Origin of the sequence: Pseudomonas sp. rhizo66 (genome assembly GCF_031931925.1) — a bacterium.
Taxonomy (GTDB): domain Bacteria; phylum Pseudomonadota; class Gammaproteobacteria; order Pseudomonadales; family Pseudomonadaceae; genus Aquipseudomonas.
On sequence record NZ_JAUJWZ010000003.1, the window covers coordinates 251,457 to 265,449 of the forward strand.

Consider the following 13,993-nt stretch of genomic DNA (forward strand, 5'->3'; position numbering starts at 1 on the left):
CAGCCGAAGGCTGCGATCTTTTGATTTTGTTTTTAAGATCAAAAGATCGCAGCCTTCGGCAGCTCCTACAGGGGGAGTATGGAGTTAACCTCTCGGGTGATGTTTGGCGTGCAGATCCTGCAATCGGGCGCGGGCGACGTGGGTGTAGATCTGCGTAGTGGAAAGGTCGCTGTGCCCGAGCAACATCTGCACCACGCGCAAATCCGCGCCGTGGTTGAGCAAGTGCGTGGCAAACGCATGGCGCAAGGTGTGCGGCGACAGCGACTTGCCGATCCCGGCAACCTTGGCCTGATGCTTGATCCGGTGCCAGAAGGTCTGGCGAGTCATCTGCTCGCCGCGCTGGCTGGGGAACAGCACATCACTGGGGCGGCCACCGAGCAATTCGCTTCGGCCGTCACGCATATAACGCTCGACCCAGACGATCGCCTCTTCGCCCATCGGCACCAGCCGCTCCTTGCTGCCCTTGCCCATCACCCGCAACACGCCTTGGCGCAGGTTGACCTGCTCCAGCGTCAGGCTGACCAGTTCGGTCACCCGCAACCCGCAGGCGTACAGCACCTCAAGCATGGCGCGGTCGCGCTGGCCGATGGCTTCGCTCAGATCGGGTGCCTTGAGCAGCGCCTCGACATCGGCTTCCGACAGGGACTTGGGCAGTGGCCGCCCCAATTGCGGCATGTCGACGCGCAATGTCGGATCGAGGCTGATCAGCTTTTCCCGCAGCAAATAGCGATAAAACCCACGCACACCGGAGAGAAATCTCGCCGTGGAACGCGGTTTGTAGTTCTGCTCCAGACGCCAGGCCAAATGATCGAGGATCAGTTCACGACCGGCATTGATCAGTTCGAGGTTTTTCTCCTGCAACCAGCCATTGAACAGCGCCAGATCGCTGCGATAAGCACCGCGGGTGTTATCGGACAGGCCTTTCTCCAGCCATAAAGCGTCGAGGAATTGGTCAATCAGCGGATGGTCGATGGCAGGCATGGGCGCTCAAGTCACACAGCCTCAAGGACTGTGCGCAAATGTAGAGTGAACTGTAGGAATGGGCGCTAGTCTTTCATAGCCCGCTAATTCAAGGAACAGGGAGCATCAATGAACGAGCAGCAAATTCTCATGGCATTTGGCGGGATCGGCGCGGCAGCACTGGGTTGCCAATGGCTGGCCTGGCGCCTGAAGCTGCCGGCGATTCTGTTTCTGTTGTTGACGGGCATTCTGGTCGGCCCGGTACTGGGCTGGCTCGACCCACAAGAGATGTTCGGGCCGCTGCTGATGCCACTGGTGTCGCTGGCCGTCGCGCTGATTCTGTTCGAGGGCAGCCTGACTCTGCATCTGTCGGAGTGGAAGGAGATCGGCAGCGTCGTTCATCGCCTGGTGACCATCGGCGCGATCTCGACCTGGATTGTCATCGCGGTCGCCACGCATTTTCTGCTCGGCTTCGACTGGATGCTGGCCATCCTGTTCGGCAGCCTGACACTGGTCACCGGCCCGACGGTGATCGTGCCGATGCTGCGCGTGGTGCGCCCGAAAGCCTCGATCGCCAATATTCTGCGCTGGGAAGGCATCGTCATTGACCCGATCGGCGCCCTCCTCGCCGTGGTGGTCTACAGCTTCATCATTGCCAGCGCTGAAGGGCATGGGCTCAAGCAGAGTTTGTTCACCTTTGGCGGCGTGATTCTCTGCGGCGCAGTGTTCGGCATTGTCGGTGGCTGGCTGCTCGGCACGGTGATCCGCCGGCAATGGCTGCCGGAGTATCTGCATAACCTCGCCTCGCTGGCGGCGGTGCTGGGGATTTTCATTGCCGCCAACGAAGTGATGCATGAGTCCGGCCTGCTGGCGGTGACGCTAATGGGCATGTGGTTGGCGAACATGAAGGGCGTGGATGTGCGGCACATCCTGCACTTCAAGGAAAACCTCAGCGTGCTGTTGATTTCCGGGTTGTTCATTCTGTTGGCAGCGCGGCTGGATCTGTACGCGCTGATCGGTCTGGGGCCGCTGGTGCTGATTCTGCTGTTGGTGATTCAGTTGGTCGCCCGGCCGCTAAACGTACTGCTCAGTACGGCGGGGTCCAGTCTGAGTTGGCGTGAGCGCGCATTGCTGTGCTGGATCGCGCCACGCGGGATTGTCGCGGCGGCAGTGTCGGCGATTTTCGCGATTCGCCTGCATGAGGCCGGGCACGAGGGTGCATTGCTGCTGGTGCCGCTGACGTTTGCGGTGATCATCGGCACCGTTATCCTGCAAAGTGCGACTGCGCGACCGCTGGCACGACTGCTCAAGGTCGCGGAGCCGGCGCCGAGCGGCTTCCTGATCGTCGGTGCCAACGGTCCGGCCCGGGAACTGGGCAAGTCGTTGCAGCAACTCGGGAGTCGGGTGCTGCTGACCGATTCGAGTTGGGAAAACATTCGCGCCGCACGCATGGAAGGTTTGCCGACCTACTTCGGCAACCCGGCCTCACAGCATGCTGACGCACATCTGGATCTGGTCGGGTTGGGGCATCTTTTGGCGCTGTCACCGTCGGGTGAGCTGAATACCTTGGCAGCGATGCGTTTCCGTCATGACTTCGGCCATCAGCGTCTGTTTGGGTTGGCCAGCGGTCAGGAAAGCCGTCGCAGTGACAAGCACCGCGCCAGCCTCGAGCATCGCGGCAATCAGTTGGGCAGCGAGGCGTTTACCTACGCGAAACTGGCCAGCCAGATGGGCCAGGGTGCCGAACTGTACAGCACGACGCTGACGGATGGCTTTGGCTGGGAGGATTACCGCGCGCTGCATGGTAATCGTGCGACCTTGCTATTCATGCGTGATGACAGTGGCTGGGTGCATGTGGTGACGCCGGAGACTACGGTGAAGCCGGGATCCGGGTGGACAGTGCTGGCTCTGATTCAGCCTCAGAGCAGCGGCGTCTGACCTGCTCGCGAAGGGCGCGACGCGGTCTCGGATCAGGCCGCAAACCCGGGCAGCACCGGCACCGGCCGCTTGTCATCATCAATGGCGACAAAACTGAATTGCCCGTGGATCGCCTTCTCGCGGCCATCACAGCTCATGCTCTCGACAAACACTTCCACTTCGACCTTGAGGCTGGTGTTGCCCACCTTGATCACCTTCCCGACCAGCTCGACGATGGAACCGGCCGGGATCGCGTGATTGAAGTCGATGCGGTCGGTGGACACGGTCACCAGTGGCAATCGGCAGAAGCGCGTAGCGGTGATGAACGAGACTTCGTCCATCCACGCCAGCGCAGTGCCGCCGAACAAGGTGTTGTGGTGGTTGGTGGTCGGCGGGAAGACAGCCTTGGTCACGCGGGTCACCGAGAGTTCGGTGCGGCGCTGGATTTCCTGGTCGCGGGGGGTCATATCGGACAGCTCGTAAACAGTGGATTGCGCATCGAAAGCAAGATCAAAAGATCGCAGCCTTCGGCAGCTCCTGCAAAAGGGGGAATTTCGGGCAACAAAAAAGCAGCCCGTAGGCTGCTTTTTTCTGCATCGGAAGCTGGACTTAAGCCAGTTTTTCCTTGATGCGAGCTGCTTTACCCGACAGGTCGCGCAGGTAGTACAGCTTGGCTTTACGTACGTCACCGCGACGTTTAACAGCCATGCTGTCGATCTGCGGGGAGTAGGTCTGGAAAGTACGTTCTACGCCAACACCGTTGGAGATTTTACGAACGGTGAACGCACTGTTCACGCCGCGGTTACGCTTGGCGATTACAACGCCTTCGAACGCTTGCAGACGGGAACGATCGCCTTCCTTCACTTTCACCTGAACGACAATAGTGTCGCCTGGGGCGAAGGTAGGGATTTCTTTGGTCATCTGCTCTGCTTCGAGTGCAAGGATGATTTTGTTGGTCATGCTGTGCTCCTAAGGTAAATCGTTCGATCTACCATCGATACGTTGTTAACTATCGTCCCGCTCGCGGATGTATTCCTCGAGCAGCTTCTTCTCTTCTCCAGAAAGCGAGCGGCTTTCCAGAAGATCGGCGCGTCGTTCAAAGGTCCTACCAAGGGACTGCTGTAAACGCCAACGCCGGATATGCGCGTGATTGCCACTCAGCAACACGTCGGGAACACGCTGATCCGCATACACCTCAGGTCGGGTGTAGTGCGGGCAATCCAGCAGACCATCCGTAAAGGAATCTTCCTCAGCGGAATCCGCATGCCCTAAAGCTCCAGGCAGCAGTCGTGTAACCGCATCGATCAGGACCATGGCCGGCAGCTCGCCGCCAGACAGTACATAGTCGCCAATCGACCACTCTTCATCGACATGAGCCTCAATAAAGCGCTCGTCAATGCCTTCATAGCGGCCGGCAATCAGGATCAATGCATCCGATTGTGCCAGCTCGCGTACCGCCGACTGAGTCAGTTGACGGCCTTGGGGGGACAGGTAAATCACCTTCGCCGCCTCCCCGGCTGCTGCCTTGGCCTGAACCAGAGCATCTTCCAGGGGCTTGATCTTCATCACCATGCCCGGACCACCGCCAAACGGGCGATCGTCCACAGTGTGATGCCGATCCGTCGTGTAATCTCGCGGATTCCAACAGGTCAGCTGCAAGAGCCCCTGTTTGACCGCACGACTGGTGATGCCGTAGTCGCCGATCGCGGAAAACATCTCGGGAAACAAACTGATCACTTCTACGCGCAAATTAGCCACGTTTAGAAGTCCGCGTCCCAATCCACCTTCATCTCGCCCGCGGCCAGGTCGACGGCCAACACGCATTGCTCCGTATAGGGCAACAGGCGTTCGCGATCATCCAGGCTGCCAGCGCAAGGCTTGACGACCATTACATCATTGGCGCCGGTTTCCAGAAGATGATCGATTTTCCCGAGCAATTGCCCAAGGGTGTCGATGACCTTCAGACCTTCCAGCTGGTACCAGTAGTACTCGCCTTCGGTCAATTCAGCGAACAGATTGCGCGGCACGCAGATCTCGTAACCGGCCAGAAGACGAGCTTCTTCACGATCATCAAGACCCTTGAGCTTTGCGACCAGGAACTTGTCGCTCCCGCGTCCACTGACCAGCTCGACCTGTTTCACATTGCCTTCGCGCTTGAGCGTCCAGGTTTTGTACTGCAACAGGTTTTCAGTCGGATCAGTAAAGGAATAAACCTTCACTTCGCCGCGAACGCCATGAACAGAATAAATTTTGCCAATAACGATCAAATCATCGGCAACAGCAGGCGTCGCGTTCATATTGCTCAGGCCGCAGCCTTGGCAGATTCCTTCAACAACTGAGCAACGCGCTCAGAAGGCTGTGCACCAACGCTCAGCCAGTAGGCTACGCGCTCTTGGTTCACGGACAGACGAACTTCCTGACCACGGGCAACAGGGTTGAAGAAACCAACCTGTTCTTTGTGGGAGCCGTCACGCGGGTTACGCGAGTCGGTTACGGTCAGGTGGTAAAACGGGCGCTTTTTGGAGCCGCCAAGGGCAAGACGGATTGTTAGCATGTGAACATCGTTCCTGTAGTCGGTGCTGCAAATCTAAATGCACAGCGGGCATGGGTGCCCGAAAGGCCGCATATTCTAAGGAATATCCGGACTTTTGCAAATGACTTTTTCCGGCGCCTATGGCATGCCGTGCGGATTTGCATATAGAGCCGTCGATGAAAACGGCCAGTCAGCTCCCGCCGAGTGCGGGTTTGCTGTTGATCCTGCGTCCTTGCAGGGTCTGCGCCGGTGCGACGACCGGCGAAGTCTTGGTGTCCTGTCTCACCCGTTTCGCTCACTTTTGGCGAGCAGAATGGGTGAGACGGGACACCTTACATTTTCGGCATGCCGCCGCCGGGCAACATACCGCCCATGCCGCGCATCATTTTCGCCATTCCGCCCTTGGCGGAGAATTTCTTCATCATCTTCTGCATCTGCTTGTGCTGCTTGATCAAGCGACCGATGTCCTGCACCTGAGTACCGGAACCCATGGCGATCCGACGCTTGCGCGAACCGCTGATCAGCTCAGGGTCGCGGCGCTCGGCCGGGGTCATGGAATTGATGATGGCTTCCATCTGCTTGAATTGCTTCTCTGCGGCGTTCTGGGCATTGCCCATCTGCGACAGGTTGACGCCACCGATGCTCGGCAGTTTGTCCATGAGCCCGCCGAGGCCGCCCATGTTCTTCATTTGTTGCAGCTGATCGCGGAAGTCTTCGAGGTCGAAGCCCTTGCCTTTCTTCAACTTCTTGGCCAGTTTATCGGCCTTGTCCTTGTCGAGGGTCGCTTCGGCCTGTTCGATCAGACTGAGCACGTCGCCCATGCCGAGGATCCGCGAAGCGATACGCTCAGGGTGGAACGGGTCGAGCGCTTCGCTCTTCTCGCCCATACCGATGAACTTGATCGGCTTGCCGGTGATTGCACGCACCGACAGGGCGGCACCGCCACGGGCGTCGCCGTCGACCTTGGTCAGAATCACACCGGTCAGCGGCAGGGCATCACCGAAGGCCTTGGCCGTGTTGGCGGCGTCCTGACCGGTCATGGCGTCGACCACGAACAGGGTTTCGACCGGGTTGATCGCGGCGTGCAGCGCCTTGATCTCGCCCATCATCTCTTCGTCGATGTGCAGACGACCGGCGGTGTCGACGATGACCACGTCGATGAATTTCAGTTTGGCTTCTTTAATAGCTGCGGTGGCGATGTCGACCGGCTTCTGGCTCAGGTCGGACGGGAAGAACGTCACGCCGATGTCGCTGGCCAGGGTTTCCAGCTGCTTGATCGCCGCAGGACGGTAAACGTCCGCCGAGACGACCATGACCGACTTCTTCTTGCGCTCCTTAAGGAAGCGCGCCAGTTTGCCAGCGGTGGTGGTTTTACCCGCACCTTGCAGACCAGCCATCAGAATCACGGCAGGCGGCACAGCGCTCAGGTTCAAATCTTCGTTGGCGGCGCCCATCAGGCTTTCGAGTTCGGCCTGGACGATCTTCACGAACGCCTGGCCCGGCGTCAGGCTGCGCGACACCTCGGTGCCGACAGCGCGCTCCTTGACCGAATTGACGAAGTCCTTGACCACCGGCAGGGCGACGTCGGCTTCGAGCAACGCCATGCGCACTTCACGCAGGGTGTCTTTGATGTTGTCCTCGGTCAGCTTCGCCTTGCCGGTGACATGGCGCAGCGTCTGCGAGAGACGGTCGGTTAAGTTTTCAAACATTGCGCGATCCTTTCAGGCCCTGTGTAGACCGGGATAATGGCGGCCCAGACCGGAATCAACATGTGCTCGGCGAGCCTGCGGCGTGGGCAGGTCGCGGATTATAGCGAAGACTGCGGCCGGCGGACACCTCGCTGTCAGCTTCCTGAGTCTTTCGTGCCATGGCGATTCTATGCCAAACTCAGCGTCTTTCGGGCCTGCCTAACAGGATTTATGCTCCCCTTGTCACCCAGTTTATTGACCACCCTCGCCGCCGCCCTTCTGTATGCCGCTGCGACCCTGTATCAGAGCACTCGACTGGCCACTGGCGCCAAGGCGAACAAGCGCCTGTTGGTTAGCCTCGGCGTCCTAGCCGTCGTGGCCCACAGCGCTAGCCTGCTCACTCATCTACTGACCCCGATCGGCCTGGGCCTGGACTTCTTCAGCGCCTCGAGCCTGATTGCTGCGGCAGTGATCGCGCTGACACTGATTGCCTGCTCGCGAATCCCGGTGGAAAACCTGCTGGTGCTGCTATTTCCGCTGGGCGCGATCACCGTGCTGCTGGCGCAGTTCGCGCCGACCGGCACCGTGCAGATCATCGACGAAGAGCCGGGCATCCTCGCGCACATTCTATTGTCGATCCTCGCCTACGGCATGTTCACCATTGCGGTGTTCCAGGCCTTGTTGCTGCTGGTGCAAGACCACCAACTCAAACACAAGCACCCGTCCGGGCTGATCAAGAATTTCCCGCCACTGCAAACCATGGAAAGCCTGCTGTTCGGCTTTCTCTGGGCCGGCTGGACGCTGCTGTCGCTGTCGCTGATCTCCGGCTGGCTGTTCGTCGAGAACCTGTTCGCCCAGCATCTGGTGCACAAAACCCTGCTGGCGTGCCTGGCCTGGATCGTCTTCAGCGTGCTGTTGTGGGGCCGCAATCGTCTCGGCTGGCGCGGTCACAAGGCGATTCGCTGGACCCTCGCCGGTTTCTGCCTGCTGATGTTGGCGTACTTCGGCAGCAAACTGGTTCGCGAATACATCCTGCACATCTGACGGGCGGCATAAATGGACGGTTTGCCCCTAGGGCCGATGCTTGCGGTGTTTGTCCTGCTGATTTTATGGTCAGGGATGTTTACCGCCGTCGAAATCGCACAACAGCACCTGCTCGCACAACGCACAGCCTCACGCGCCAGCGATAAACCGCTGGCGAAGCTGAGCTTCCCGCTCGACAGCCTGATCCTCTGCAATACCCTGTGCCGCGCGCTGGCCGTGGTAATTGCGACGCTGCTGGCGATTTTCCTCTGCGAAGAAAACGGCCCTTGGGCTGCGTGCCTCGGTGCCGGCGCCGTCCTGCTGGTGTTTGCCGATTACTTCCCGCGCACGGTTGCCCAGCGCTACCCCGATGCGGTGCTGGCGTTTGGCAATACCTTGCTGGCCGTGCCGCTGAAGATTGTTTATCCGCTGGCGTGGCTTTTCAGCCGTACCAGCGGTTTGCTGATGACCCCGTTTGCGCGCAAGGTTCAGGTCGTGCAGCAAAGCGAAGATGACTCGCCTGCCGACCGTTATGACGATCCAGAACATCCGGTCCGGGCACACCCGGTTTCGGGCATTCATGCACTGGACAACATCACGGTCAACGACATCCTGGTGCCGCGCAGTGACGTCGACGGTATCAACCTCGACGACTCGATCGAAGAAATCATCGAACAACTGCGGCATAACAAGCGCACGCGCCTGCCGATGTTCCATAGCGACATCAATCAGGTTGAAGCGGTACTCAATACCCGCCAGATCCGGCATCTGCTGAACAACGGTGATCTGACTCGCGAAGCGCTGCTGGCCGCCAGTTACGAACCGTATTTCGTGCCGGAAAGCACGCCACTGCAACTGCAGCTGCTGAACTTCCACAAGCAGCAGCGGCGCCTGGGCATGGTCGTGGATGAGTACGGCGAAGTGCTCGGCATCGTCACACTGGAAGACATTCTCGAAGAAATCGTCGGCGAGTTTGAAAGCGAGCACAGCCTCGACAACCCGCATATTCATCCGCAGCCGGATGGGCGGATGGTGATTGACGGCACGGCATCGATCCGTGAGCTGAACAAATGCCTGGGCTGGCATTTGCCGAGCGACGGGCCGAAGACGCTGAATGGTCTGGTGACTGAGGCGTTGGAGACGATTCCCGAGAGCGCGGTTTGCTTGAAGATCGGACGTTATCGCCTGGAGATACTCGAAACCGAGGAGAACCGGGTGAGCAAGGTGTTGATCTGGCATACCTCTTCTGCACCTGCTTTGGTGCCTGCCAGATAACAGATCAAAAGATCGCAGCCTTCGGCAGCGCCTACAGGGGAACGCATTCCAAATGCAGGAGCTGCCCAAGGCTCGAGCCGCGCTCGGACGATCTTTTGCTCTTGTTCATTCGTTAGCCCCCTTCCTATAATCGAATCAGCTTACCCAAGCTCCCGCCAGACCGCGTGCTTACCCCGCACTAGACCGGTTTCGGCTATTTTCGCTGTACTCCGGCCACTGTTCCTACCTGAAACAGCGACCGCGCCTCATCCCACATCCCTGGGTGCTCGACCATAATAATTCGCTCCAATGGAGCTCATGACTGTCAGGGATCACCGCATGACGACCACTACCGCTTACAGCGCCACCGCGTCTGCCCAGCCGACCAACTCCGCCACCCGCGTGGCCACGGCGAGCTTTATCGGCACCGCGATCGAGTTCTACGATTTCTACGTTTACGCCACCGCCGCCGCGCTGGTGATCGGGCCGGTGTTCTTTCCGCAGACCTCCGGCACCGCGCAAATGCTCTCGGCGTTTCTTACTTTTGGTATCGCCTTTCTGGCCCGTCCGCTGGGTTCGGCGTTGTTCGGCCATTTCGGTGACCGCATCGGGCGTAAATCGACACTGGTCGCCTCCTTGCTGTTGATGGGCGTGTGCACCACGCTGATCGGCGTTCTGCCGGGCTACGACAGTATCGGCGCCTGGGCGCCGATTCTGTTGTGCGTGCTGCGCTTCGGTCAGGGTCTGGGACTGGGCGGCGAATGGGGCGGTGCCGCATTGCTCGCCACGGAAAATGCGCCGAAGGGCAAACGCGCGTGGTTTGGCATGTTTCCCCAGCTCGGGCCTTCGATTGGTTTTCTGGCAGCGAACGGTTTGTTCCTGACCCTGGCCATGACGCTCACTGACGAGCAGTTCCGCAGCTGGGGCTGGCGGATTCCGTTTCTGCTCAGCGCGGCGTTGGTGATGGTCGGCCTGTATGTGCGCCTGAAACTCCATGAAACCCCGGTGTTCGCCAATGCCATCGCCCGTCAGGAACGGGTGAAAGTGCCGCTGGTCGAGCTGTTCAGTCAGTACTGGGCGCCGACGTTGTTGGGCGCCGGGGCGATGGTGGTTTGCTATGCGCTGTTCTATATCTCGACGGTGTTCTCCCTGAGTTACGGAGTTTCCACACTGGGCTATAGCCGCGAAACGTTCCTTGGACTGCTGTGTTTTGCCGTGCTGTTCATGGCCGCCGCGACGCCTTTGTCAGCCTGGGCCAGCGACCGTTACGGGCGCAAACCGGTGCTGATCATCGGTGGCGTGCTGGCAATTTTGTCTGGATTTCTGATGGAGCCATTGCTGACTCAGGGCTCGACCTGGGGCGTGGCGCTGTTTCTGTGCATCGAGCTGTTCTTGATGGGCGTGACGTTTGCACCGATGGGGGCGCTGTTGCCCGAGCTGTTTCCGACTCACGTGCGTTATACCGGCGCATCGGCCGCTTACAACCTGGGCGGAATCGTCGGCGCCTCGGCGGCACCGTTCTTCGCGCAGAAACTGGTGGCGATGGGCGGTTTGAGTTATGTCGGCGGGTATGTATCGGCGGCGGCAGTGCTTAGCCTGATAGCGGTGCTGTGCCTGAAGGAAACGCGTGGCAACGATCTGAATCAGGTTGCCTGACAGATCGCTATCGCGGGCAAGCCCGCTCCCACAGGGTTCTCCGTTGATCGCACATTTTGTGCACAACCAAAAAACCTGTGGGAGCGGGCTTGCCCGCGATAGACGCGCCTCGGTTTACAGCTCTACCACAACAGCCTGAGCAGCGCGGGTCGCCTTGGCTCGCGCAGCCTCGATCGACTCATCCCGCGCCAAGGCCACGCCCATGCGACGCTGACCATTGACCTCTGGCTTGCCGAACAGACGCAGCGCCGTATCCGGCTCGCTCAGCGCGGCGCCGAGGTTGGCGAAGGCAGTCTGGGTCGACTGCCCTTCCACCAGAATCACCGCCGAAGCCGAAGGGCCGAACTGACGGATCAGCGGCACCGGCAGGCCGAGAATGGCGCGTGCGTGCAGCGCAAACTGCGACAGGTCCTGCGAAATCAAGGTCACCAGACCGGTGTCATGCGGACGCGGCGAGACTTCGCTGAACCACACCTGATCACCTTTGATGAACAATTCAACGCCGAACAGACCACGGCCACCCAGCGCTTCGGTTACCGCTTTGGCAACGCGCTCGGATTCAGCCAGGGCAATCGGGCTCATGGCCTGCGGCTGCCAGGATTCCTGATAGTCGCCCTTCTCCTGACGGTGACCGACCGGCGCGCAGAACGTGGTGCCACCGATATGGCGCACGGTCAGCAGGGTGATTTCGTAGTCGAAATCGATGAAGCCCTCGATGATCACCCGGCCTTTGCCGGCACGACCGCCCTCTTGCGCGTAATCCCAGGCCTTCTGTACGTCATCGGCGCTGCGCAGCAGGCTCTGGCCTTTGCCCGACGAACTCATTACAGGTTTAACGACGCATGGAAAGCCCAGGTCCTGAACGGCTTTGCTGTAATCCTCGAAGGTGTCGGCAAAGTGGTACGGCGAGGTCGGCAGGTCCAGGTCTTCAGCGGCGAGACGACGGATGCCTTCGCGGTTCATGGTCAGTTGCGCCGCGCGCGCGGTCGGGATCACGGTGAAGCCTTCGGCTTCCAGTTCGACCAGGGTGGCGGTGGCGATGGCTTCGATTTCCGGCACGATGAAGTGCGGCTTCTCGGCTTCGATCACGGCACGCAGAGCGGCGCCGTCGAGCATGTTGATCACGTGGCTGCGGTGCGCGACCTGCATGGCCGGCGCGTTGGCGTAACGGTCGACGGCAATCACTTCAACGCCCAGGCGTTGCAGCTCGATCACCACTTCCTTGCCCAACTCACCACAGCCACACAGCAATACGCGGGTCGCGGTCGGCGACAATGGAGTTCCGATACGGGTCATCTCAGGTCCTCAAAGAAGCGGATCATCGAGGAAAGCAACGCCAGACGCGCTTTCCATGGGGAGAAAGCGCGGCATTTTACATGAACCTGAGGGTTTGGCTTCAGCCGGCGACAGCCTGTTTACGCTCGCGCCAGGCCATGATCAGCCAGACGGCAGTGACGCCGGCGAATTTCGAAGCCAGTGCGGTGATGATCACCGGCGGCGTCAGCAGGTCGATCATGCCGAAGAAAATGAAGGTATCAAGGGGAATGCTCAGCGCCGAACTGATCCACAAGCGGTCGCGCAATGGCCGCTTGGTGATGCTGAACACCAGCCAGTCGATGATCTCGGACACCGCGAACGCCGTGGCGCTGGCCAGCGCGATGGACGGATCGGAGGTGACATAAGACAGCACCAGCGCCGCCAGCATCGCCACCAGCGCGCCGTGGCCGAAACGGGTTTGCACCATGTCGCGCAACACGAACACCAAGCCGCCCCAGGCCGACCAGATGATGTCCAGGTGTGGCGCGGTGGAGAAGGCGAAGTTGATCAGCACAACGCTGCTGATGTAGGCGATGAGGAAAATCATGGAGGTGACCTGTCAGATTGGCGCACAGGTTACTTGACCGGCAGATCAAGAGCTACCCCCTCACCCCAGCCCTCTCCCCCAAGGGGGCAAGGGGGAAAGGGAGCAGATCTTCGTTGAATCGACTCCCGAGTTCGACTCGATAACGCAGTTCGGTGCAGCTCGAACAATCACTTTCCTTCAGGCGAGGGGGAAAGGGAGCCGATCGGGGGCTTTTCAAACCTGAGTTCGACTCAATAGCTCAGGTCGGCGTATAGCGAAAGGCACCTCGGTCAGTCCCCTCTCCCCCTGGGAGAGGGTTAGGGTGAGGGCACCCTCAAGCCGATCACGATTTCGAAGGGATCATCCACACCAACCCACTCGCCTTCGCCCGCTCATGACACAACCCCAGCACCACGCGGCGCTCGTCATTGGTCATGCGCCCCCAGCGGGTGATCTCCGCGACCGTACGCTGGCAGCCAGTACAAATGTCAGCCTCATCCAGCGCACAGATATTCACGCACGGCGAAGCGACGGGTCTTTCGGCTGCGCTCATTCTTCTTGCTCAACCAGATCACGGGCATAACGCTGCGAGTTATGCACATAGTGGGCGGCGCTGGCTTCGAGCATCTTCTTCTGCGCCTCGGTCAACTCGCGCACAACTTTGCCAGGCGAGCCCATCACCAGCGAACCGTCGGGAATTTCCTTGCCTTCACCAATCAACGAGTTGGCGCCGATGATGCAGTTCTTGCCGATCTTCGCGCCGTTGAGAATCACCGCGTTGATGCCGATCAGGCTGTAGTCGCCAACGGTGCAGCCGTGGAGCATGGCGTTGTGGCCGATGGTCACGCCGGTACCGATGGTCAGCGGATAGCCCATGTCGGTGTGCATCACCGTGCCGTCCTGGACGTTGCTGTTCTTGCCGATCAGGATCAGTTCGTTGTCGCCGCGCAGCACGGCGTTGAACCAGACATTGGCGCCCTCTTCGAGCTTGACCTTGCCCACCAGCACGGCATTGGGCGCGACCCAGCTCTGTGGGTGGGTCTCGACACGGGCGTCGCCCAAGCGGTATTTCATCTTGTTTTCCTCAGGGCTCACGGTGAATGGCCACTCTGCCGATGG

At 59.8% G+C, this 13,993-nt stretch carries 15 protein-coding genes; 4 read left to right on the top strand and 11 right to left on the bottom strand.

Features of this window, described 5'->3' with window-relative positions; all coding sequences use genetic code 11:
* Nucleotides 1-84 precede the first annotated feature (84 nt).
* Nucleotides 85-981, bottom strand: coding sequence for a site-specific tyrosine recombinase XerD (xerD, locus tag QZR14_RS05485; RefSeq protein ID WP_250607428.1), 897 nt, complete (start codon nt 979-981; stop codon nt 85-87).
* Nucleotides 982-1,089: 108 nt separating this feature from the next.
* Here xerD and QZR14_RS05490 point away from each other — a divergent pair, with 108 nt between their 5' ends.
* The gene (locus QZR14_RS05490) at nt 1,090-2,898 is read left to right on the top strand and encodes a cation:proton antiporter (RefSeq protein WP_311996070.1); all 1,809 of its coding nucleotides are present in this window, start codon (nt 1,090-1,092) and stop codon (nt 2,896-2,898) included.
* A gap of 32 nt (nt 2,899-2,930) precedes the next feature.
* Here the strand turns inward: QZR14_RS05490 and QZR14_RS05495 are convergent, their stop codons facing one another.
* The 6 genes from QZR14_RS05495 to ffh all read right to left on the bottom strand — a co-directional run bounded on the left by QZR14_RS05495 (nt 2,931) and on the right by ffh (nt 7,119).
* Nucleotides 2,931-3,344: an acyl-CoA thioesterase gene (locus tag QZR14_RS05495; protein WP_093436815.1), complete on the bottom strand. Its 414-nt coding sequence runs from the start codon at nt 3,342-3,344 to the stop codon at nt 2,931-2,933.
* 142 nt (nt 3,345-3,486) lie between these two features.
* Complete coding sequence (rplS, locus tag QZR14_RS05500; protein WP_003175895.1) at nt 3,487-3,837, bottom strand: 50S ribosomal protein L19; 351 nt, start codon at nt 3,835-3,837, stop codon at nt 3,487-3,489.
* Nucleotides 3,838-3,882: 45 nt separating this feature from the next.
* Nucleotides 3,883-4,635, bottom strand: coding sequence for a tRNA (guanosine(37)-N1)-methyltransferase TrmD (gene trmD / locus QZR14_RS05505; RefSeq protein WP_008081628.1), 753 nt, complete (start codon nt 4,633-4,635; stop codon nt 3,883-3,885).
* 2 nt (nt 4,636-4,637) lie between these two features.
* Nucleotides 4,638-5,174, bottom strand: a complete 537-nt coding sequence (gene rimM / locus QZR14_RS05510) for a ribosome maturation factor RimM (protein WP_085688896.1) — start codon at nt 5,172-5,174, stop codon at nt 4,638-4,640.
* A gap of 5 nt (nt 5,175-5,179) precedes the next feature.
* On the bottom strand, nt 5,180-5,431 hold the full coding sequence (gene rpsP / locus QZR14_RS05515) for a 30S ribosomal protein S16 (protein WP_003198088.1): 252 nt from the start codon (nt 5,429-5,431) through the stop codon (nt 5,180-5,182).
* Nucleotides 5,432-5,742: 311 nt separating this feature from the next.
* Nucleotides 5,743-7,119, bottom strand: a complete 1,377-nt coding sequence (gene ffh, locus QZR14_RS05520) for a signal recognition particle protein (protein ID WP_093436823.1) — start codon at nt 7,117-7,119, stop codon at nt 5,743-5,745.
* Nucleotides 7,120-7,329: 210 nt separating this feature from the next.
* Between ffh and QZR14_RS05525 the strand changes: the two genes are divergently transcribed.
* The 3 genes from QZR14_RS05525 to QZR14_RS05535 all read left to right on the top strand — a co-directional run bounded on the left by QZR14_RS05525 (nt 7,330) and on the right by QZR14_RS05535 (nt 11,031).
* Complete coding sequence (locus QZR14_RS05525; protein ID WP_250607423.1) at nt 7,330-8,142, top strand: cytochrome C assembly family protein; 813 nt, start codon at nt 7,330-7,332, stop codon at nt 8,140-8,142.
* Nucleotides 8,143-8,154: 12 nt separating this feature from the next.
* A complete protein-coding gene (locus tag QZR14_RS05530) occupies nt 8,155-9,396 on the top strand; it encodes a transporter associated domain-containing protein (protein ID WP_250607421.1) in 1,242 nt (413 codons plus the stop codon).
* Between the two features lie 318 nt (nt 9,397-9,714).
* The gene (locus QZR14_RS05535; protein WP_311996071.1) at nt 9,715-11,031 is read left to right on the top strand and encodes an MFS transporter; all 1,317 of its coding nucleotides are present in this window, start codon (nt 9,715-9,717) and stop codon (nt 11,029-11,031) included.
* Nucleotides 11,032-11,145: 114 nt separating this feature from the next.
* Here QZR14_RS05535 and purT read toward each other — a convergent pair whose 3' ends face one another.
* The 4 genes from purT to QZR14_RS05555 all read right to left on the bottom strand — a co-directional run bounded on the left by purT (nt 11,146) and on the right by QZR14_RS05555 (nt 13,948).
* Complete coding sequence (purT, locus tag QZR14_RS05540; protein ID WP_311996072.1) at nt 11,146-12,327, bottom strand: formate-dependent phosphoribosylglycinamide formyltransferase; 1,182 nt, start codon at nt 12,325-12,327, stop codon at nt 11,146-11,148.
* Nucleotides 12,328-12,427: 100 nt separating this feature from the next.
* The gene (locus QZR14_RS05545) at nt 12,428-12,895 is read right to left on the bottom strand and encodes a VUT family protein (protein ID WP_095050338.1); all 468 of its coding nucleotides are present in this window, start codon (nt 12,893-12,895) and stop codon (nt 12,428-12,430) included.
* A gap of 322 nt (nt 12,896-13,217) precedes the next feature.
* Entirely contained in the window at nt 13,218-13,427 is a 210-nt protein-coding gene (locus QZR14_RS05550) for a DUF1289 domain-containing protein (protein WP_250607417.1), read from the bottom strand.
* Nucleotides 13,424-13,948, bottom strand: a complete 525-nt coding sequence (locus QZR14_RS05555) for a gamma carbonic anhydrase family protein (RefSeq protein ID WP_095138284.1) — start codon at nt 13,946-13,948, stop codon at nt 13,424-13,426. Before QZR14_RS05555 ends, QZR14_RS05550 begins: the two co-directional genes overlap by 4 nt.
* Nucleotides 13,949-13,993 lie beyond the last annotated feature (45 nt).

Bases quoted from the DNA above. Each gene is read 5' to 3' on its own strand.
- QZR14_RS05525 (WP_250607423.1), top strand. From the start codon at position 7,330: ATGCTCCCCTTGTCACCCAGTTTATTGACCACCCTCGCCGCCGCCCTT.
- purT (WP_311996072.1), bottom strand. From the start codon at position 12,327: ATGACCCGTATCGGAACTCCATTGTCGCCGACCGCGACCCGCGTATTG.
- rplS (WP_003175895.1), bottom strand. From the start codon at position 3,837: ATGACCAACAAAATCATCCTTGCACTCGAAGCAGAGCAGATGACCAAA.
- QZR14_RS05545 (WP_095050338.1), bottom strand. From the start codon at position 12,895: ATGATTTTCCTCATCGCCTACATCAGCAGCGTTGTGCTGATCAACTTC.
- QZR14_RS05555 (WP_095138284.1), bottom strand. From the start codon at position 13,948: ATGAAATACCGCTTGGGCGACGCCCGTGTCGAGACCCACCCACAGAGC.
- QZR14_RS05550 (WP_250607417.1), bottom strand. From the start codon at position 13,427: ATGAGCGCAGCCGAAAGACCCGTCGCTTCGCCGTGCGTGAATATCTGT.
- xerD (WP_250607428.1), bottom strand. From the start codon at position 981: ATGCCTGCCATCGACCATCCGCTGATTGACCAATTCCTCGACGCTTTA.
- rimM (WP_085688896.1), bottom strand. From the start codon at position 5,174: ATGAACGCGACGCCTGCTGTTGCCGATGATTTGATCGTTATTGGCAAA.
- ffh (WP_093436823.1), bottom strand. From the start codon at position 7,119: ATGTTTGAAAACTTAACCGACCGTCTCTCGCAGACGCTGCGCCATGTC.
- QZR14_RS05490 (WP_311996070.1), top strand. From the start codon at position 1,090: ATGAACGAGCAGCAAATTCTCATGGCATTTGGCGGGATCGGCGCGGCA.
- QZR14_RS05530 (WP_250607421.1), top strand. From the start codon at position 8,155: ATGGACGGTTTGCCCCTAGGGCCGATGCTTGCGGTGTTTGTCCTGCTG.
- QZR14_RS05495 (WP_093436815.1), bottom strand. From the start codon at position 3,344: ATGACCCCCCGCGACCAGGAAATCCAGCGCCGCACCGAACTCTCGGTG.
- QZR14_RS05535 (WP_311996071.1), top strand. From the start codon at position 9,715: ATGACGACCACTACCGCTTACAGCGCCACCGCGTCTGCCCAGCCGACC.
- rpsP (WP_003198088.1), bottom strand. From the start codon at position 5,431: ATGCTAACAATCCGTCTTGCCCTTGGCGGCTCCAAAAAGCGCCCGTTT.